This window comes from Streptomyces sp. NPDC008139 (assembly GCF_042957025.1).
Taxonomy (GTDB): domain Bacteria; phylum Actinomycetota; class Actinomycetes; order Streptomycetales; family Streptomycetaceae; genus Actinacidiphila.
Genome location: NZ_JBIBHM010000008.1, coordinates 381,265 through 400,186, shown reverse-complemented (window position 1 = coordinate 400,186; position 18,922 = coordinate 381,265). Strand labels below are relative to the sequence as shown.

The 18,922-nt window shown below is 72.0% G+C and carries 17 protein-coding genes and 1 pseudogene; 9 read left to right on the top strand and 9 right to left on the bottom strand.

Features of this window, described 5'->3' with window-relative positions; genetic code table 11:
* Nucleotides 1-69: 69 nt before the first annotated feature.
* From ACFZBB_RS19800 to ACFZBB_RS19790, 3 genes are all read right to left on the bottom strand, one after another.
* Nucleotides 70-1,764: a DUF2637 domain-containing protein gene (locus ACFZBB_RS19800; protein ID WP_391123875.1), complete on the bottom strand. Its 1,695-nt coding sequence runs from the start codon at nucleotides 1,762-1,764 to the stop codon at nucleotides 70-72.
* Between the two features lie 163 nt (nucleotides 1,765-1,927).
* On the bottom strand, nucleotides 1,928-2,635 hold the full coding sequence (locus tag ACFZBB_RS19795) for a DUF3558 domain-containing protein (RefSeq protein ID WP_391123874.1): 708 nt from the start codon (nucleotides 2,633-2,635) through the stop codon (nucleotides 1,928-1,930).
* A 37-nt stretch (nucleotides 2,636-2,672) separates the two neighbouring features.
* Entirely contained in the window at nucleotides 2,673-3,524 is an 852-nt protein-coding gene (locus ACFZBB_RS19790; protein ID WP_391123872.1) for a hypothetical protein, read from the bottom strand.
* 228 nt (nucleotides 3,525-3,752) lie between these two features.
* Between ACFZBB_RS19790 and ACFZBB_RS19785 the strand changes: the two genes are divergently transcribed.
* Complete coding sequence (locus tag ACFZBB_RS19785; protein ID WP_391123870.1) at nucleotides 3,753-4,946, top strand: RtcB family protein; 1,194 nt, start codon at nucleotides 3,753-3,755, stop codon at nucleotides 4,944-4,946.
* A 125-nt stretch (nucleotides 4,947-5,071) separates the two neighbouring features.
* Here ACFZBB_RS19785 and ACFZBB_RS19780 read toward each other — a convergent pair whose 3' ends face one another.
* Nucleotides 5,072-5,296 carry a methyltransferase gene (locus tag ACFZBB_RS19780; RefSeq protein WP_391123868.1) on the bottom strand — a complete coding sequence of 75 codons (225 nt, stop codon included), beginning with the start codon at nucleotides 5,294-5,296 and terminating at the stop codon, nucleotides 5,072-5,074.
* Nucleotides 5,293-5,577, bottom strand: coding sequence for a methyltransferase (locus ACFZBB_RS19775; RefSeq protein WP_391123866.1), 285 nt, complete (start codon nucleotides 5,575-5,577; stop codon nucleotides 5,293-5,295). Before ACFZBB_RS19775 ends, ACFZBB_RS19780 begins: the two co-directional genes overlap by 4 nt.
* A 740-nt stretch (nucleotides 5,578-6,317) precedes the next feature.
* On the opposite strand from ACFZBB_RS19775, the pseudogene ACFZBB_RS19770 reads away from it, so the two are divergent.
* Nucleotides 6,318-6,437: pseudogene (locus ACFZBB_RS19770) on the top strand (cysteine hydrolase); the annotation flags it as partial.
* A 130-nt stretch (nucleotides 6,438-6,567) separates the two neighbouring features.
* On the opposite strand, the gene ACFZBB_RS19765 reads toward ACFZBB_RS19770, so the two are convergent.
* Nucleotides 6,568-7,338, bottom strand: coding sequence for a GDSL-type esterase/lipase family protein (locus tag ACFZBB_RS19765; RefSeq protein WP_391123983.1), 771 nt, complete (start codon nucleotides 7,336-7,338; stop codon nucleotides 6,568-6,570).
* Between the two features lie 688 nt (nucleotides 7,339-8,026).
* Here ACFZBB_RS19765 and ACFZBB_RS19760 point away from each other — a divergent pair.
* Nucleotides 8,027-8,434, top strand: a complete 408-nt coding sequence (locus tag ACFZBB_RS19760; RefSeq protein ID WP_391123864.1) for a nitroreductase/quinone reductase family protein — start codon at nucleotides 8,027-8,029, stop codon at nucleotides 8,432-8,434.
* A 21-nt stretch (nucleotides 8,435-8,455) separates the two neighbouring features.
* Here ACFZBB_RS19760 and ACFZBB_RS19755 read toward each other — a convergent pair whose 3' ends face one another.
* Entirely contained in the window at nucleotides 8,456-8,986 is a 531-nt protein-coding gene (locus tag ACFZBB_RS19755) for a MarR family transcriptional regulator (protein ID WP_391123862.1), read from the bottom strand.
* 40 nt (nucleotides 8,987-9,026) lie between these two features.
* Here ACFZBB_RS19755 and ACFZBB_RS19750 point away from each other — a divergent pair, with 40 nt between their 5' ends.
* Nucleotides 9,027-9,968, top strand: a complete 942-nt coding sequence (locus ACFZBB_RS19750) for an EamA family transporter (protein WP_391123860.1) — start codon at nucleotides 9,027-9,029, stop codon at nucleotides 9,966-9,968.
* Here ACFZBB_RS19750 and ACFZBB_RS19745 read toward each other — a convergent pair.
* Together ACFZBB_RS19745 and ACFZBB_RS19740 are read right to left on the bottom strand one after the other, a co-directional pair.
* Nucleotides 9,946-10,800 carry a hypothetical protein gene (locus ACFZBB_RS19745; RefSeq protein WP_391123858.1) on the bottom strand — a complete coding sequence of 285 codons (855 nt, stop codon included), beginning with the start codon at nucleotides 10,798-10,800 and terminating at the stop codon, nucleotides 9,946-9,948. The genes ACFZBB_RS19750 and ACFZBB_RS19745 overlap by 23 nt on opposite strands.
* Nucleotides 10,797-11,567 (bottom strand): SDR family NAD(P)-dependent oxidoreductase, encoded by a 771-nt coding sequence (locus tag ACFZBB_RS19740; RefSeq protein WP_391123856.1) that lies wholly within the window; start codon nucleotides 11,565-11,567, stop codon nucleotides 10,797-10,799. Before ACFZBB_RS19740 ends, ACFZBB_RS19745 begins: the two co-directional genes overlap by 4 nt.
* Nucleotides 11,568-12,235: 668 nt before the next feature.
* Here ACFZBB_RS19740 and ACFZBB_RS19735 point away from each other — a divergent pair.
* Genes ACFZBB_RS19735 through ACFZBB_RS19715 form a run of 5 tightly spaced genes read left to right on the top strand, consistent with a single transcriptional unit; the run spans nucleotide 12,236 to nucleotide 18,486 of the window.
* Entirely contained in the window at nucleotides 12,236-15,103 is a 2,868-nt protein-coding gene (locus tag ACFZBB_RS19735; protein WP_391123854.1) for an alpha/beta fold hydrolase, read from the top strand.
* Nucleotides 15,100-16,059 (top strand): NAD-dependent epimerase/dehydratase family protein, encoded by a 960-nt coding sequence (locus ACFZBB_RS19730; RefSeq protein ID WP_391123853.1) that lies wholly within the window; start codon nucleotides 15,100-15,102, stop codon nucleotides 16,057-16,059. Before ACFZBB_RS19735 ends, ACFZBB_RS19730 begins: the two co-directional genes overlap by 4 nt.
* Nucleotides 16,046-16,447 carry a nuclear transport factor 2 family protein gene (locus tag ACFZBB_RS19725; protein ID WP_391123851.1) on the top strand — a complete coding sequence of 134 codons (402 nt, stop codon included), beginning with the start codon at nucleotides 16,046-16,048 and terminating at the stop codon, nucleotides 16,445-16,447. Before ACFZBB_RS19730 ends, ACFZBB_RS19725 begins: the two co-directional genes overlap by 14 nt.
* 13 nt (nucleotides 16,448-16,460) lie before the next feature.
* The gene (gene pheA, locus ACFZBB_RS19720; protein ID WP_391123849.1) at nucleotides 16,461-17,399 is read left to right on the top strand and encodes a prephenate dehydratase; all 939 of its coding nucleotides are present in this window, start codon (nucleotides 16,461-16,463) and stop codon (nucleotides 17,397-17,399) included.
* 52 nt (nucleotides 17,400-17,451) lie between these two features.
* Nucleotides 17,452-18,486 carry a methyltransferase gene (locus ACFZBB_RS19715; RefSeq protein WP_391123848.1) on the top strand — a complete coding sequence of 345 codons (1,035 nt, stop codon included), beginning with the start codon at nucleotides 17,452-17,454 and terminating at the stop codon, nucleotides 18,484-18,486.
* Nucleotides 18,487-18,922 lie beyond the last annotated feature (436 nt).

Genomic DNA, 18,922 nt, shown 5'->3' with positions numbered 1-18,922 from the left:
GCGACCGCGGTCCCGCCCCCGTCGTACGCGTGGCCCCCGGCCTACGGCCTCTGGTTCACGGCCCCCGGTCTACGGGATGTGCTCGGTGTCCGACTCGGACTGGAAGCGGTAGCGCAGGTCGCGCAGGGACGGGACCAGCTCGCGCTCCTCCGGCGGCGTACCGGTGTACATGTCGGAGAGGTAGCGGGCGAACTGCCGGGCGTTGGGGAAGGTGCCGAATTCGCGGACGTAGCGGCGGTAGGCGCCGAAGAACGCCTCGTCCTGCGAGACGCCGTCGGGGAATTCGAGGCCCGAGACGAATTCCGGCGCCGGAGGCTGCTCCGGCTCGGGTGCGGGCACCGGTTCCGGCTCCGGAGCGGCGTACTGCGGCTCGGGGCCCTGCTGGAACCGCTGCTGCGCGGCGGCGGCGCTGCCGTTCAGTCCGGAACCGCCCAGCGGGCGCGACCGGTTGGGGCCGGCCGGGACCATGATCTGCGGCTGCTCCGGCTCCGGCTCCTGCTGGATCTGTTGGCCCTGCTGCCCTTGCTGCCCCTGCTGCTGGGCCTGTTGCATCTGCTGCGCCATGAACGCCTGCTGCTCGCGCTGGGCCTGGAGCTGGGCGGCGGCGAACCACGGGCTGTCGTGCGCGCCCGGCATGTCCTGCTGGGGCCACTGCTGCGGGTACGGCTGCTGGTTGTACTGCTGATACTGCTGGAACTGTTCGAACTGCCGCTGCTCGTACGCCTGTTGGTGCTCGAACTCCGACTGCGGCTGGAACTGCTGCCCCTCCGGCTGCCCCGCCTGCGGTCCGCCCGGTTGTCCGTTCCGCTGGCCGTTCTGCTGGGCGTTCTGCTGGGCGCTTTGTTGCTGCCGGGCCGCCTCCGCGAAGGCCGCAGCCGCCTCGGCCGCGAGGTCGGGAACGCCGTTCGGGAGGGCGTGGCCGTTCACATGGCCGTTCACCGTCCCGTTCACGGCTCCGTTGACCGTCCCGTTCACGGCGGCCTTCGACGGCGCCGCCGTCACCGGCTCCGCGGCCTCCGCCGCGATCGGCGCGGCCGACTCGGGCCCGGCCGTCAACTCCTTGGCGGGGCGCGTGATCTCGATGCCCGCCGCTTCGAGTCCGGCGTCGGCCGTCTCCGCCAGCGGCACCCCGTACTTCGCCAGCCGCAGCGGCATGATCGCCTCGACCGGGGCCTTGCGGCGCCATGCGACGCCGTACCGCGCCCGCAGCCGCGCCCGGTAGACCAGGCGGTCCTGCTCGCGCCGGATCGTTTCCTCGTACGACCGCAGTTCCCACAGCTTCATCCGGCGCCACAGCCGGAAGGTGGGGATGGGGGCGAGGATCCAGCGCGTGATGCGCACCGACTCCATGTGCTTGTCGGCGGTGATGTCGGCGATCCGCCCGATCGCGTGCCGGGCGGCCTCCACCGAGACCACGAACAGCACCGGGATGATCGCGTGCATGCCGACGCCGAGCGGGTCGGGCCAGGCGGCGGCGCCGTTGAAGGCGATCGTCGCGGCCGTCAGCAGCCACGCGGTCTGCCGCAGCAGCGGGAACGGGATGCGCAGCCAGGTCAGCAGCAGGTCGAGCGCGAGCAGGACGACGATGCCCGCGTCCACGCCGATCGGGAAGACGTTCGCGAACCAGCCGAAGCCCTTGTCCAGGGCGAGCGAGCGCACGGCCGCGTACGAACCGGCGAAGCCGATCCCCGCGATCACCACCGCTCCGGTGACGACCACGCCGATCAATATGCGGTGCGTCCGGGTCAAACGTATCGCGGCCACCCGCGACCCCTCCTACCCCTTGGCTCCAGCCTCACTGGCGGACCGGAGCCGTACCGGCTCCGGCGGGCCCCAGACTGCCATACGGGTGAGAAGGAGAGGCGCGGCGTTGACGAACGAACGCCGTACAAACGCGCGAATACCGGGGCGAGGGGAGCGGGAGTTGTTACGCGTTCGCCGCCGCGACCGCCGCGACGGCCTCCTTCGCCGCCCGTTGCGCACCGCTCTGTACGTCGTCGGCCGACGGGTTCTTCTTGCCCTCGAGGCCCGCGCCGTTGAACTCCACCAGGATCACGACATTGCCGCTCCGGACGACCACCGAGTCGTTCTGCGAGGTGACCTTCGCGACGGTGGCCTTGCTGACCACCGAGGCCGCCTGGTCGCCGAGGCCGGTGAGGGTCGCGGCGGCCGCGCCGGGGACCTGGTTCAACGTGCCGACCTGCTCGGTGTACCGCTTCTTCGCCTGGTCCTCGGCCGTGCCGAGCGCGGTGGAGGACGTGAAGCGCTGAAGGGTGACCGACAGCCAGCGGTACTGGTAGCCGTCCTTGCCGTTGCCCGTCCAGGAGCAGCCGGCGCGCGAGGTGATGTCGTCGGACTTCACCGGGGTGCCGCCGGGCGTCTTGGCCTTGGGCACCAGCGCGTTCACGGTGGCCTGCGTGACCGCCTTGCAGGACGCCGGGAGCGCGGCGAACTTCGCGGGCGCGAGGGTCGGGGTGGCCGAGCCGCCGGACGGGCCGGAACCCGTCGACGAGGACGCCGAGGACTTCGCGTCGGACGATCCCGAACCGGACGAGCATCCCGCGAGAGCCATCGCGGGGACGGCCGCACAGGCGAGCAGCAGAGCGAGGCGGGAGGCGGTGTGTCGTCGTTCCATGGGGGTCACCCTAAAGGGCCGCGCTGTCGGCCCCCGGTCAGTCCTTGACTTTCCTCACGAGCTGCTCCGCGACCTGCTGGGCGCCTTTTTGCAGGTCAGCGCTGTCCGGTGGCGTACTGCCACGGGGTGACGACTCCGCGTAAGTGACGGTCACCAGGACGTTGGCAGTGCGGAAAACCAGTGTCACGTCGCGGCGGGGAGGCTGTGCGTGGGGCTTGAGGACGTCATTGATAAATGCGGCGTTTCCCACATCGGTGAGGCGGCGGGGGAGGAGATCGGTGCCGCCGCCACCGGCCGTGCCGGAACTCGTCGCGGACCCCGTGCTCGTGCCGCTGCCGCCGCTCGTACCGCTGCCGGTGGTGGAGCCGGTGCCGTTCGTCGTACCGCCGGTCGGCGTGGCGGTCGTCTGCTGGCCGCTCGGGGTGGCGGAGGACGACAGCGGCGGGATCGAGGCGTCGGCCGCCTTGTTGGAGAAGTCGAGGTCGGCCTGGACCTCGTCGCTGACGGCCGGGTCGTACGACACGACGCGTTCGAGGTCGATCTTCAGGGTGTTCGACGTGCCGTCGGCCTGGGTGCCGCGCCAGGAGCAGCCGACCCGGCGGTCCGTGTCGTACGTGAGCGACTCCGAGCCCGCGACGTCGGGGACGGCGGGGACCAGGGACTTGAGCAGATCCTGGTCGACGGCCGTGCAGGGCGCGGGCAGCGTCTGGTACTTGCCGGGGGGCGCGGGCGAGACCGTGCTCGTACTGCCGCCGCCCGCGAGCTGCGCCTTCTGGTCCGAGGCGGAACCCGCCGAGTCCCCGCCGCCGGTGCACGCGCCGAGCGTGGCCAGCGCCAGCGCCACCGCGGTCACGGCCGTGCCGACGGCCACCGGGAGGCCGCGTGCCACCGGAGCACGTCGCGTCGCCTGGGCACCTCGCGCCGCCGGGACCCTTCGCGTGGACCGCACTGGGCGGGCCCCCTTCCCCTCAGGTTCTGCCGCTCCCGCGCGCTAAACCTTTGGCGTGAGCGGGTGCGCCGTGGACACAATGTCTACCGCAAGCTTCACCCAAACCACCTCTTGGGGCGGTTTTATCGCGTGAGGCATCCTTGATTTTGCCGTTTACGGGGGATTGTCATGTCTTATACCGAGGTGCCGGGTGTCCGGGTGCCGATCCGGATGTGGACGGACCCGACCACGGTCGAGGACGTCGCGATGCAGCAGCTCCGCAATGTCTCCTCGCTGCCGTGGATCAAGGGCCTGGCCGTCATGCCGGATGTCCACTACGGCAAGGGCGCCACGGTCGGTTCCGTCATCGCGATGCACGGCGCGGTCTGCCCCGCGGCGGTCGGCGTCGACATCGGGTGCGGTATGAGCGCGGTCAAGACCTCCCTGACGGCGAACGACCTGCCCGGCGACCTCTCCCGGCTGCGCTCCAAGGTGGAGCAGGCGATTCCGGTCGGACGCGGCATGCACGACGACCCGGTCGCGCCCGACCGCTTCCACGGCATGGCGACCTCCGGCTGGGACTCCTTCTGGGACCGTTTCGACGGGCTCGCGGAGGCCGTCAAGTTCCGCGCCGACCGCGCCACCAAGCAGATGGGCACGCTCGGCGGCGGCAACCACTTCGTGGAGGTCTGCCTCGACGAGTCCGGCGCCGTATGGCTGATGCTGCACTCCGGCTCCCGCAACATCGGCAAGGAGCTGGCCGAGTTCCACATCGGCCAGGCGCAGAAGCTGCCGCACAACCAGGGCCTGGTCGACCGCGACCTCGCGGTCTTCGTCTCGGACACCCCGCAGATGGCCGCGTACCGCAACGACCTGTTCTGGGCGCAGGAGTACGCCAAGAAGAACCGCGCCATCATGATGGCGCTCCTCCAGGACGTCATCCGCAAGGAGTTCAAGAAGGCCCGGCCGACCTTCGACGAGGTCATCTCCTGCCACCACAACTACGTCTCGGAGGAGCGCTACGACGGCATGGACCTCCTGGTCACCCGCAAGGGCGCCATCCGCGCGGGCTCCGGTGACCACGGCATCATCCCCGGCTCCATGGGGACCGGTTCCTACATCGTCCGCGGCCTCGGCAACTCCGCCGCGTTCAACTCCGCCTCCCACGGCGCCGGCCGTCGCATGAGCCGGAATGCGGCCAAGCGCCGCTTCACCACCCGCGATCTGGAGGACCAGACCCGCGGCGTCGAATGCCGCAAGGACTCCGGCGTCGTCGATGAGATCCCGGCCGCCTACAAGCCCATCGACCAGGTCATCGACCAACAGCGCGACCTGGTCGAGGTGGTGGCCAAGCTGAAGCAGGTCGTCTGCGTCAAGGGCTGACGCGTCGGGCGCACGGCTCCTGGAGCCGTGCGCCGGTGGCGGGTTCCTTCCTATGGCTATGGCTGCGGCTACGGCTACGGCTACGACTTCGGCTACGGCTACGGCTTCGTGTGCGGGGGCGCGGCTCAGGCCCTGCGGGCGTGCAGGACGGTGCCGTCCAGGGCGAGGGGCGAGCGGCCGAGAAGGGTGAGGCCCGCGTCGGCGAACAGGCGGGCGTAGTGGTCGGCGCGGCGTTCGCGACCGCCGATGTTGCACATCATGTGCAGATCCCAGGCGGTGCCGAGGGAGGCGGAGCCGTCGTCGGGCAGGACGCGTTCCACGACGAGCAGTTCGGCGGCCTCGGACATCACGCGGGCGCAGTGGCGCAGGATCTCGCGGCAGCGGTCGTCGTCCCAGTCGTGCGGGAGGCGGGATGCGGGACGCGGGACGGAATATAGACGTCGCCGCCCGCGGGCACGTCGGCGAAGGAGCCCGGGAGGAAGGCGCACCGCTCGGTGTGACCGGCCGCGCCGAGCAGGCGGCGGGCGGTCTCGACGGTGTGCGGGCGCTCCAGCAGGACACCGCGCAGGCGGGGGTGTGCGGAAAGGATTCGGCCGAGCAGTTCGCCGTTGCCGCCCGCGATGCCGACCACGGTGGCCCCTTCGGCTCCTTTCCCCCTTCGGTGGTCGCGTCGGCCGCCGCGACGAGGACCGGGTGGTCGGGCAGCGGGTCGAGCATCCGGGCGCCGACGGCCATCGACTGGTCGAACGGCCCGGCGAGTTCGGGATCGCGGGCGACGTGCTCGAAGTGGTTCTCGCCGAAGTGCCGTTCGAAGGCGACCTGTCCGGTGCGCACGGTGTGGTCGAGCCTGGCGAAGGACGCGTAGAACGGCCCCCCGTACATCAGCGCCGGCGACTGCATCGACCCCTCGGCGTCCGCCCGCAGCAGCCCGCCGGTGTCCGTGAGCCGGAAGCCGTCGCGGTCCTCGCTCACCACGCCGAGCATGGTGAGGTACCGCAGCAAGGTGGCCAGGTTGGGCGCCAACGCGCCGACCGTGCGGGCCAGTTCGGCCAGGCCGACGGCCCGCTCCCCGTCCATCGCGTCCGCCGCCCCCAGCCGCGCGAACGCGGCCAGCGCCTGCGTCGTCCACGCGCCGGTCAGCAGCCGCAGCAAGGCTTGAGCGGGCTGCCGCGCCCGGTGCGCCTCCATGTGCGCGTCGAGCAGGTCGCGGTGGTCGCCCGGCACGTACAACTCCACCTGCCCGTAACCGGCCTTGGCCTCGGCGGGCGCGGCGAAGCAGAACACCGTGCCGCTCTCGTGCGGGTTGTAGCCGCCGCCGGGCGTCGGCCGTACTGCCCGAAGGCCGCGTGCAGACCGCGCAGCACCAGCGGGTCCGGGTGGGGCGCGCCGCCCCCGGCCCAGGTGATCGCCCACACCAATCTCTACTGGAGCTTTAAGGCGGCCCCCGGCCGCACGGCGGGGACGGTCGCGACGAAGGACGTCGAATTCTGAGGCCGCCGCCGCAGTCCGCGCGTACGCGAAGGCCCCCTGCCCGGTGGGGGGTTGAGCGGGCGGGGGGCCTTCGGCCGGGTCGGGGCGGCTGTCAGCCGGTGCTGTCAGTCGCGGGCGTCAGTCGTCGGTGTCAGTCGTTGGCGTTGAGCACCGGCAGGTAGCCGCTGGAGTGACCGGTCGCAGTCGGGTGGTACGACTCCCAGCTCGGCGAGATGACCAGCGAGTGGAGGTAGGCGTCGCCCGAGCACAGCTCGTGGCCCTTGAACGTCGAGCGGACGTCACCGAAGGAGAAGCCGTGCGCGGCGGCGCGGGCTGCGGTGGTGGTGTCGAGCACGTCGGCGGCCTCGTCGATCTTGGCGTGCTTGGTGGCGCTGAGGCCGACGCAGAAGGTGTTCAGGGTGTACATGTCGGGGTAGCCCAGGACGACGACGTGCGCCGAGGGGGCCTTGGCGTGGATCGCGTTGTAGACCGCGTCGAGGCGGGCGGGCAGCGTGTTCCTGACGAAGTTCTCCGCCGTGTTCACCCGGTTGACGCAGTCGCTGTCGGAGCCGGTCACGCAGGCGGTCATGACGTCGGAGAAGCCCGCGTCATTGCCGCCGATGGTGATGGTGACCAGGCCGGTGGAGGAGTTGAGCGGGCCGAGCTGGTTGTTCAGCACGTCCGAGGTCACCGCGCCGGAACAGGCGGTGTCGGCGAAGGAGGACGGGGCGTGCGCGTTCTTCCACAGGTACGGGTAGGCGCTGAAGCTGCGGTGACAGTCGCCGCTGGCGCTGTCGTAGTTTCCCGCGCCGTTTCCGGCCGAGTACGAGTCGCCCAGGGCGACATAGGCGGGGCCTGCGGCGTGGGCCGGGCTGACGCCCACGAGGGCCAGGGCGGCGCCCATGACCAACGTGGCCAGCATGGAGAGGGACTTGGTGCGGTTCACGGAACCTCCATCGGCGGGACGATCGCTTCAGCGATCACTTCAGCAACGAGTTGCGCCGGAGTGCGCTGAGGTGGGCATGTCAAGATGGCTCTGAGCGGTAGACCGCGATGGCGGTGACGGTGGGGGGGTGAGGGTGGGGGGTGTGGGGGTGAGTGGGGGGACGGGGTAATGCTCTGATCTCTGGCTGCACAGGGTGTGGCATCAAGCGGCTCCAGCGTCAACGGCCCTGCTGTCGTAAGGATCTACGCGCGAAGAACGCCGCGGGAATCATCCCCAATGATGTGGCTCCGCCAAACATGCTCACGTCAACCCACACCACATCAGCACCATCCCGCCATCCGGCGACGGTTCCGTGTCCACCCTGTGCGATCCCGCCCTCGGCGGGGGGCGTCCGCCGAAGGCGGGGGGTTGCCGAGGGGGTCGGCGGGCTTCCGCTGGGCGGGCCCGCGCCGGGCGGGTGGGAACTTGCTGCCGCGCGTGGGGTGTTCGCCGGAGGCGCGGGGTGTCGAGGGGTCGGCGGTGGCTTGTCGGGCGGGGCGCCCGCGCCCGCCCTGGGCAACCCGGCCCCCGCCGAAGGCGGCGGGTTGCCGAGGGGGTCGGCGGGGGGTTGGGGTGGGTGGGGGGTAGAAGTGGGGGTGTTGGGTTGGTGCGGGTGGATGAGGGAGTGGTGGGTGTGGCAGGTCGTGGGCTGGTGGTCTGGGGGCAGCGGTGGGTGGTGAATCCGGTGGCGCGACGGACGGCGGCGTTCACGCCGGGGGCGGCGGTGGTGGAGACGACCGGGCGGGTGTCCGGGAAGCCGCGGCGGACGCCGGTGGGGGGTGCGCTGGAGGGGGCCACCTTCTGGTGGGTCAGCGAATTCGGCCGGCAGTCGCAGTACGTGCGGAACATCGAGGCGGACCCGCGCGTACGCGTACAGATCAAGGGCAAGTGGCACGCCGGTACGGCCACCCTCGTGGACGACGACGACCCGCGTGAGCGGCTGAAGCGGCTGCCGAAGTTCAACAGCGCGGCGGTCCGGGCGTTCGGGACCAACCTGCTCACGATGCGCGTCGACCTCGACCCGGAGGACTGAGTCCGCCACTGACCGGCCGGGTCACTCGCCGGGCGGTTCGACCCGGGCCAGCCACTTCGTCAGCAGGGCTTCGAGCTGCGCGGCCTCGTCGCCGGTCAAGGCACCCAGCAGGCGGCGCTCGTTGGCCATGTGGGCCGTGAAGGCGCGGTCGATGACCTCGCGGCCGTGCGCGGTGAGCGCGACCACCCGGCCTCGGCCGTCGAGTTCGCTGGGGCGCCGGGTCGCCAGACCCGCGCGCTCCAGGCGGTCGATCCGTTTGGTCATCGCGCCGGTCGTGACCATGGTGTGCTCGGCCAGCTCCGAGGGCGCCCGCTCGAAGGGGGCGCCCGCGCGGCGCAGCGCGGCCAGGACATCGAAGTCGCCCTCGCCGAGGCCGTGTTCGCGGTAGACGACGCACAGCTCCTCGGTGAGGCGGCCCGCGAGCCGGTGCAGCCGGCCGATGACGCCCTGCGGCCGTACGTCCACGTCGGGCCGTTCGCGGGCCCACTCCCGCTGGATCCGGGCGACGTGATCGAGCGGTTCGGGCGAGTCCGGCGATCTGTGTGCGCTCATGCCCTCCACAATACCTTCCGAGGAAGCTACATTAGCTTCCATGGAAGCTAATGTGCGGTGGTCCCTCGTCACCGCCGTCGCCCCGGTCGCCTGGGGCACGACGTACTACGTCACCCGCGAGGCGCTGCCCGCCGACTACCCGCTGTACGGCGCGGTGCTGCGCGCCCTGCCCGCCGGGCTGCTCCTGCTGGCGGTCCGCAGGCGGGCGCCGCACGGCGCGTGGTGGTGGAAGTCGCTGGTGCTCGGCACGCTCAACATGGGCGCGTTCTTCGCGCTCGTGTACGTCGCCGCGCAGCTCCTGCCGACCAGCATCGCGTCCACCGTCATGGCCACCTCGCCCGTCGTGATGACGCTGCTCGCCTGGCCGCTGCTGTCCGAGCGCCCGCGCGCGCTGCCGCTGCTCGGCGCCTGCGTCGGCATCGCGGGCGTGTGCCTGATGGTGCTCGACGGCTCGGACGGCATCGACCCGCTCGGCCTGCTCGCGTCCGTCGCCGCCATGACGATGTCGTCGATCGGCTACATCCTGGCCAAGCGCTGGGGCGGCGCCGTGGACGTCCTGTCCTCCACGGCCTGGCAGCTCGTCGCGGGCGCGCTCGTCCTGCTGCCGGTCGCCGCCGCGGCCGAGGGCGCGCCGCCCGCCCTGGACGGCCGCGCGCTGCTCGGCTTCGGCTACGTCACCACGGTCGGTACGGCCGTCGCCTTCGCCGCCTGGTTCACCGGGCTGCGGCACCTCACGGCGGCCGGGGTCGGGCTGATCGGCCTGCTCAACCCGGTCACCGGCGTCCTGCTCGGGACGCTGGTCGCGGCCGAGACGCTGGGCGCGCAGCAGTGGGGCGGCCTGGCGCTCGTCCTGGCCGGTGTCCTGATCGGGCAGCCGGTGACGGCGCGGGCGGTACGGCTCGCGGGCCGCGTAGGCCGTGCCCGCAGGGAACGTCATGAGGGCGACACGCGGCCTGCGGCTACTTCCGGAGCACGCCCATGACGTTCCGCGCCGTCTCGATCAGCGCGGGCTGGTACTGGACGAGGTCGGGGGAGAGCGGATAGCCGCCCCCGTCGAGGCCGTTGATGGTGTCCTCGGAAACGTTGACGTCGCTGTAGGCGTTGAGGGTGAGCGAGATGACAGCGCCGCCGTGCAGGATCTTCAGCTCCTGGCCCTCGTCGCTGCGCGTGAGGAAGTACGCCTGGTCGCCGAGTCCCGGCACCGACGAGACCTCGCTCGCGGCCTGGAGGCTGCCGGTCATCATCCGCACCTGGTCCTCGAACTCGACGCGGGGATCGGTCTTTTTGTGCAGGTCGACGGCGACGGCGACGATGTAGGACATCGTGGCGCCCCGCGCGTACGGCGCCTGGGTGGAGAAGTCGCAGGCGACCTGGTCGAGGGCGGGGCCGAGGTGCTGCATCGCGGGCGACGACGCCTCGGGCGTCTCCACCGAGAGCTTCCCCGGGCTGTTGGCCCGGACGGCGGCGGTCAGCGGCTGGAGGGTCGGGCCCTCGCAGGGGCTGTCGGCGATGTGGTACCCGTGCAGGTCCGGCAGGTCGCTGTGGCCCCGGTCGTACACGAACAGGCCGCCCGCCCACAGCGCGGAGGTGACGACGGCCGCGCCGAGCACCCACACCCACGGCGGTCGTACGCGGGAGGCGGCGGCCGGAGGCGGGGGCGGCCCGCCCTCGAAGTCCACGACGAGGTCAGCCGTGTGATCCGAGGAGCCGGGACCGTCGGCCGTATCGGCGGCGTCGGGCGTGCCGAGCACCCCGCAGTCCGGCTCGCCGCGCTCGTGGGGGTCGCCGCCCGTCAGCTCCGGCTCGGATATCACTGCGGCTCCTCGCGGTGCACCTTGTAGTTGCTGGCCTGCGCGCGCGGGCGCAGCACCAGGAGGTCGACGTTCACGTGCGCGGGCCGGGTCACCGCCCAGGTAACGGTGTCGGCCACGTCGTCGGCGGTCAGCGGCTCGGCGACGCCCGCGTAGACGGCGGCGGCGCGGTCGGCGTCACCGCGGAAGCGGGTCAGGGCGAACTCGTCGGTACGCACCATGCCGGGCGCGATCTCGATGACGCGCACCGGCTTGCCGTTCAGCTCCAGGCGCAGCGTCTCGGCGATCACGTGCGCGCCGTGCTTGGCGGCCACGTAACCGCCGCCGCCCTCGTACGTGGCCAGGCCGGCGGTCGAGGACAGCACGACGACGGTGCCGTCACCGGAGGCGGTCAGCGCGGGCAGCAGCGCCTGCGTCACGTTGAGCACGCCCAGCACGTTGACCTCGAACATCGCCCGCCAGTCGGCGGGGTCCGCGGTGGCCACCGGCTCGGTGCCGACGGCGCCGCCCGCGTTGTTCACCAGGACGTGCACCGGCGGGTACTGGTCCAGGGCCGTCGCGAACGCGTCCACGGCCGCCCGGTCGGTGACGTCCAGCCCGTACACCGACGCCGAACTCCCCTGCTCCGTCAGCTCCTTGGCCAGCGCCTCCAGCCGGTCCGCGCGGCGCGCGGTGAGCACGACATGGAAGCCCGCCTCGGCGAGCTTGCGCGCGGTGGCGGCTCCGATGCCGCTGCTCGCGCCGGTGACCACTGCGGTACGGGGGCTCATGTCGTGCTGCCTTCCACGGACGGTGCCTGCTCGGTTCTGCTCCGGGGCCCCGGGCTCTGCTGTGACCAGAGCCCTGCTGGGTGTTTTCCCTGGGCAGCAGCAGCATAAGCGGCCGGTTGTCCGGTACCGGGCGGCGCGGCTCGGCGGCGCCGCGCGCCGGGGCGTGGCGGGTGGCGGCGGGTCGGATCGGGCCGGGACTGCGGGGCGTGGCGGGTGGCGGCGGGTCGGATCGGGCCGGGACTGCGGGGCGTGGCGGGTGGCGCTGTGCGGCCGGGCGGGTACGTCACGTGTTTTCGGCCAGCGCCGCCGCGTTGTGGCTCATCTCACGTGGAGCGCCGCCAACTGCGGAATTCATGCTTCGCGGCAGTCATGTCAGGCTGCTTTGAGCCATGTCGTCCCGGCCGCCTTGAATGCGCGGCGAGCGACCTCCTAAAGTTCAACCATCGACCTCACCCAGCGTTTCCGGAAATAATCCGCGCTGGCCGGTTCTCTCAATGTCGAGTGTTTCCGGCAGTTTGCCTGAGGTACCTCCTTCGTTACCCCTGTGCTACATCGGTACGGTGTCGGCGTCACGCCTTCGCCGGTCAACTGTGCTGCTCAGGGACTTGCTTGCTGACACGGATTCCCTCGGTGAACCGGACAGTGCGACGAAAGGACCCGGCACAGTCATGTCCAATGCGCCGCGATTACGCGAGGCTTCGGAAAACCCCGCCGCCGACGAGAACGTCCGCAATATCGCGCACCTGCTGCTGCGCGCCGCGGAAAAGCACCAGGACTCGGGCATCCGCTACTGTCACGGAATGGCCGGTGAATCCACCCGGCTCCAGACGTACCCGCAATTAGTGGACGACGCGCGCCGGTTGCTCACCGGGCTGCGCGCACACGGACTGCGCGCGGGCGACAAGGTCGCGCTGCTGGTGGAGCGCCCGCACGAATTCCTCACCGTCTTCTGGGCCTGCCTGCTGGGCGGCCTCGTGCCCTGCCCGCTGGTGCCGCTGCGCGGCGACCCGGAGCGCTGGGCGGCCCAACTGGCGCACGTCGACCAGTTGCTCGACAAGCCGCTGCTGATCGCCGACGAGGCGCTGGCCGCCGAACTCCCGCGGGTGCCGGGCCTGTCGGCCGTACCGCTGGAAGGGCTGCGCGGGCACGAGCCCGCCGCAGAGCTGTACGACGCCGAGCCCGGTGAGCTGGCGCTGCTGGTGCTGACCTCGGGCTCGACCGGCAACTCCAAGGCCGTGATGCTCACCCACGCCAATCTGCTGGCGTCGATGGCGGGCAAGAACGGCTTCCACCGCCTCACCCCCGCCGACACCTCGCTGAACTGGGTGTCCTTCGACCATGTCGCGGCGCTGCTGGAGTGCCACCTGCTGCCGCTGTACGCGGGGGCGCTCCAACTCCACGTCGAGCCGCAGGTGGTGCTCAAGGAGCCGCTGGACTTCCTGCGGCTGCTCTCCCGCCACCGCGTCACCATGACCTTCACGCCCAACTTCCTGCTGGGCCTGGTCAACGCGGCCGTGAGCGGGGCGTCCTCGGTCACCGAGGCCGCGAGCGGCGGCGAGCCGCTCGACCTGTCCCGCCTGCGCCACATCATCAGCGGCGGCGAGGCCATCGTGTGCGCCACCGGCCGTACCTTCCTCGACGAGCTGGCCCCGTACGGCCTGTCGTCCTTCGCGCTGTGGCCCGCCTTCGGGATGACCGAGACGTGCGCGGGCAGCGTCTACTCCACCGGCTTCCCCGAACTGGACGCCGGGCAGGAGTTCGCCAACCTCGGGCTGCCCGTGGAGGGCCTGGCCATCCGGGTGGCGGACGAGGAGAGCCACCGGCCGCTGGCGGAGGGGCAGGTCGGTGAACTCCAGCTCCGCGGGCCGATGATCACCGGCGGCTACTACAACAACGGCCAGGCCACCGCCGACGCGTTCACCGCCGACGGCTGGTTCCGCAGCGGCGACCTCGGCCGGATCGACGGCGGACGGCTCACCCTGGTGGGCCGCAGCAAGGACAGCGTCATCGTCAACGGCGTCAACTACTACAGCCACGACATCGAGACCGCCCTGGAGCAACTGGACGGCGTCGCCCGCTCGTTCGTCGCCGCCTTCCCCACCCGCGTGCCCGGCGCCGACACCGAACAGCTCGTCGTCGCCTTCCACCCCGAGATCCCCGCGGCCGACGAAGCCGGACTCTTCCGGCTGCTCACCGCCGTCCGCTCCACCGTCGTCATGCACTGGGGCTTCCGCCCCGCGCTGCTGCTGCCGCTGCCCGAGAGCGCCTTCCCCAAGACCAGCCTCGGCAAGATCCAGCGCTCCCTGCTGCGCAAGCGCCTGGAGAACGGCGACTTCGCCGCCGCCACCGCGGCCGTACAGGAACTGACCTCGCGTCAACTCGGCGGCTACACCGCCCCCGAGGGCGAGACCGAGTGGCTACTGGCCGCGATCTACGCCGAGATGTTCGACACCACCGCCGACCGGATCAGCGCCACCGCCAGCTTCTTCGACCTCGGCGGCACCTCGCTCGACATCCTGCGGCTGCGGCTCAGCGTCGCCCGGCGCCTCGGCGTCGCCGACCTCCAGATCATCACCGTGCTGACCGCCCCCACCGTCCGCGACCTGGCCGCCAGGATCACCGCCGACCTCGCGGCCGGGGACACCACGACCGGCGAGCGGCCGTACGACCCGATCGTCCCCATGCAGCTCAGCGGCGGCAAGACCCCGCTGTTCTGCGTGCACCCCGGCGTCGGCGAAGTCCTCGTCTTCGTCAACCTCGCCAAGTACTTCGTGGCCGACCGGCCCTTCTACGCGCTGCGCGCCCGCGGCTTCAACCGCGGCGAGAAGCCCTTCGCCACCTTCGCGGAGATGGTCGCCGCCTACGTGGACGCGATCCGCGCCAAGCAGCCGCACGGGCCGTACGCGGTCGCGGGCTACTCCTACGGCGGCGCGGTCGCCTTCGAGATCGCCAAGGTCCTTGAGGCGCAGGGCGAACGCGTCGACTTCGTCGGCAGCTTCAACCTCCCGCCGCACATCAAGTACCGCATGGAGGAACTGGACTTCGTCGAGACCGCCGCCAACCTCGCCTTCTTCCTGGCCCTGATCAACAAGAAGCAGTCGCTGGAGATCCCCGGCACCCTGCGCGGGCTGCCCCGCGAACGGCAGCTCCAGCACTTCATCGACATCGCCCCCGCCGACCGGCTCGCCGAACTCGACCTGACGGCCGAGAAGTTCGCCGCCTGGGCCGAACTCGCCGACGGCCTCACGGACCTGGGCCGCGGTTACCAGCCGAGCGGCACCGTCCGCTCGATGAAGGTCTTCTACGCCGTCCCGCTGCGCGGCACCAAGCAGGACTGGCTGGAGAACGAACTGCGCCGCTGGGACGACTACACCACCGGGCCCAACGACTACATCGACGTACCGGGCGAGCACTACACGCTGATGGGCCCGCAGCACGTCGCCGCCTTCCAGGCCATCCTGCGCAGGGAGTTGGACCGCGCCATGGGCGACGCAGACGCAGACGCAGACACCGACACCGGGGACGTGACACCGTGAAGGGCAAGAAGATCCTGGTCACCGGCGGCACGGGGCAGGTCGCCAGGCCCGTCGCCGAAGCGCTCGCAGCCGACAACGACGTCTGGTGTCTCGGCCGCTTCGGGACCCCCGGCGTCGCCGCCGAACTCACCGCGAGCGGCATCACCACCTTCCGCTGGGACATGGACGACCTCGGCCCCGACACCCTCAAGGGCCTCCCCGACGACTTCACCCACGTCGTCCACTGCGCCGTCCGGCGCGGCGAGGACGGCGACTTCAACGCGGCCGTCGCCGTCAACTCCATCGCCGCCGGGCGGTTGATGACCCACTGCCGCGGCGCCGACGCGTTCCTGTACGTGTCGACCGGCGCGCTCTACGCCCGCCAGACCCTCGACCACCGCTACACCGAGACCGACCCCGTGGACGGCAAGGCCGACTGGCTGCCCGCGTACCCGGTCGGGAAGATCGCCGCCGAGGGCACCGTCCGCGCCTTCGGCCAGGTGCTCGGCCTGCCGACCACCATCGCGCGGCTCAACATCGCCTACGGACCCGGCGGTTACGGCGGCGTCCCGATGCTCTACTTCAAGCGGATGCTGGCCGGTGAGCCGATCCCCGTGCCCGTCGAGGGCCAGAACTGGTGCTCGCTCCTCTACACCGACGACCTCGTACGCCAGGTCCCGCGCCTGTGGGAGGCCGCCGCCGTCCCCACCACGCTCGTCAACTGGGGCGGCGACGAAGCGGTCGGCATCACCGACTGCGTGCGGTACCTGGAGGAGCTGACCGGGGTCACCGCCACGCTCGTACCGTCCGAAGTCACCCGCGAGACCTACCAGTTCGACCCGGCGCTGCGCCGCGAGCTGACCGGCCCCTGCGAGGTCGGCTGGCGCGACGGCATCCGCCGCACCCTGGCCGCGATGTACCCCGGGCACCTGCGCGAGCACAGCGCCGGGGAGGTGGGCGCCGGTGTCCGGGCGTAGCAACTCCGAGGCGGTCCGGGCCGCTTACCGCGCCTTCGCGGAACGCGACGTCGAAGGGCTGCTGGCGACCCTGCACCCGGACGTCGACTGGGTGCACCCGGACGGGATGGACACCTACGGGCTCGGCGGTACGAAGAAGGGGCACGCGGGCGTGAAGGAGTTCCTCGCCCACGTCCCCACCGTGCTGGGCGGAATGCGCCTGGAACCGCTGGAGGTCATCGAGTCCGGCGACCGGATCGTGGTCTTCGGCATCCGGCAGGTCACCTCGCTGACGGGGCACACCGAGACCCTTCAGTTCGTCCACTCCTGGACGATGCGCGACGGCCGGGCCACCGCCATGGAGGACATCTTCGACACCGTCCTCTTCCACCGCCTCATCGAGAGCTGAGGGAGCGGCCCTCATGAGGTACGCCTATCTGGGGCCCGAGGGCACCTTCACGGAGACGGCGCTGCGCTCCGCGCTCGGCACGCGGGTGCCGGGGCCGGGGTCGGCGCCGGTGTGCGAGCCGTACCCGACCGTCGCCGACGCCCTGGAGGCCGTACGGCGCGGCCACTGCGCCGCCGCGATGGTGCCGGTGGAGAACTCCCTGAAGGGCGTGGTCCCCGCCACCCTCGACGGCTTCGCCGCCGCCACCGACGACCTGCACATCGTCGGCGAGACCGAACTGCGCGTCAGCTTCGCGCTGTTGGGCCTGCCCGGCGCCACCCTCGACGGCGTCGAGCGGGTCCGCAGCCACCCGCACGCGCTCGCCCAGTGCGGGCGCTGGCTCGGTCTGAAGCTCCCGAACGCCGTGACGGAGGCCGCCGGTTCGACGGCGGGCGCCGCCCGCGACCTGGCCGGGTCCGGTGACCCGCGCGACGCGGCCGTCGCGGCGCCGGCCGTCGCCGAGCGGTACGGGCTGCGCGTGCTCGCCACCGACATCGGCGAGCGCGAGAACGCCGTGACCCGCTTCGTCATGGTCCGCCGCGCCGGGGTGCCGCCCGCCCGCACCGGCAGGGACCGTACGTCCCTGCTGGTGTCGGCCGGCGACGGCACACCGGCCGCGCTGCCCGGGATCCTGTCCGTCTTCACGGCGGGACGCGTCAGCCTCGCGTGGGTCCAGGCGTGGCCGACCGGGCTGCGCCTGGGCGACTACCGCTTCTTCGTGGACGTCGAGGGCCACATCGACGACCAGCGGGTCCGCCACGCCGTCGCCGCGCTGTCCGACGTCGGGGCGCGAGCCAGCTTCCTCGGCAGCTACCCGCGCGCGGGGGCTCGCGCCACGGCCGCCACGGCTGCCACGGTCTTCAGACGCCGGGTGCCGCTGCCGTCACCGCCCTTCCCCGCCGTCGTGCTGTGACCCCGTGACCCACCCGCCCGCGCCCCGTACCCCACCCCAGGAAGGACACGCCGTGAGCACTGCGTCCCGCCCGCCCGTCGGCAACGCCCAGGACCGACTGGTCCAACTCGGCCTCGGATTCTGGCAGTCCAAGGTGCTGCTGACCGCCGTGGAGCTGGGGGTGTACTCGGACCTCGCCGCCCACGGCCCGGCCGACGCCTTCGCGCTCGCCGCCCGCCTCGGTCTGCACCCGCGCGGCGCCCGCGACTTCTTCGACAGCCAGGTCGCGCTCGGCCTGCTGGAGCGGACGGACGGGGTGTACGCGAACACGCCCGACACGGCGGCCTTCCTCGACCGCGCCCAGGACACGTACATCGGGGGCCTGTTGGAGATGGCGCAGGAGCAGTGGTACCAGTCCTGGGGGCACTTGACCGAGGCGCTGCGGACCGGTGAGCCGCAGAACAACGTCGGGGGAGCGGACGGCAATCCCTTCGATGTCCTGTACGCCGACCCGGAGTTGACCAGCCGCTTCCAGAAGGCGATGACCGGCGGTTCGCTCGCCGCCTCGCAGGCGCTGGCCGCCGCCTTCGCCTGGGCGGACGTCACGAGCGTCGTCGACATCGGCTGTTCCGAGGGCATCCTGCTCAACACCGTACTGACCGCGCACCCGCACCTGCGCGGCACCGGTTTCGACCTCCCGGCCGTCGCGCCCACCTTCCACGAGACGGTACGGCGCGCCGGGCTCGGCGACCGGCTCCGCTTCGAGCCCGGCAGCTTCCTCACCGACGCCCTGCCCACCGCCGACGTCGTCGTCTTCGGCCGCGTCCTGCACGACTGGGACCTCGACACCAAGCGGATGCTCCTGAAGAAGGCGTACGAGGCCCTGCCGGACGGCGGCTCCGTCGTCGTCTACGAGTCGATGATCGACGACGACCGCCGCGTCAACGCCTTCGGCCTCCTCACCAGCCTCCACATGCTCCTCGAAAGCCCCGGCGGCTTCGACTACACCGGCGCCGACTGCGTCCGCTGGCTGGAAGAAACCGGCTTCACCTCCTGCTCCGCCCAACCCCTCGACGGCCCCGTCGCCCTGGTAACCGGCCACAAATAGCCCTCCGGGCGGGTCTACGATTCCTGGCCCGCAGCCGAATCGCCCCCCGCGCCGCGCGCGGCCCGCGTCCGGTCTCAGCGGGCCCCTGCGGGCCGCGCCGCTCGTGCGGGTGCGCCGAGGCACCGGCCTCGCTGGCCGCCCCGGCCGCCCCGGCCGGGAGCGTTCGCCGATGCGTCGGCGCGCGGCGGCCAGCGGGACCTCGGCCGAGGCGCGGCAGGCAGTGCCGGTGCGGCGGCCAGGCCGACACGGCTCGGTCGACCGCGCCGGTCCCACGGTCGCGTGGGCCTTGCGGTCAGCGGGAGTGCGCTGAGGCGCCGGCCCGGGTTTTCCCCGGGAGGGCGACGCGTTGGGCCCGCCCCGGCCAGTCCGGCCTCGGCGCGCACGACCGACCGTGCCGGGCACGTGCGGCCTGCGGGGCGCGTCGAGGCGCCGGGCT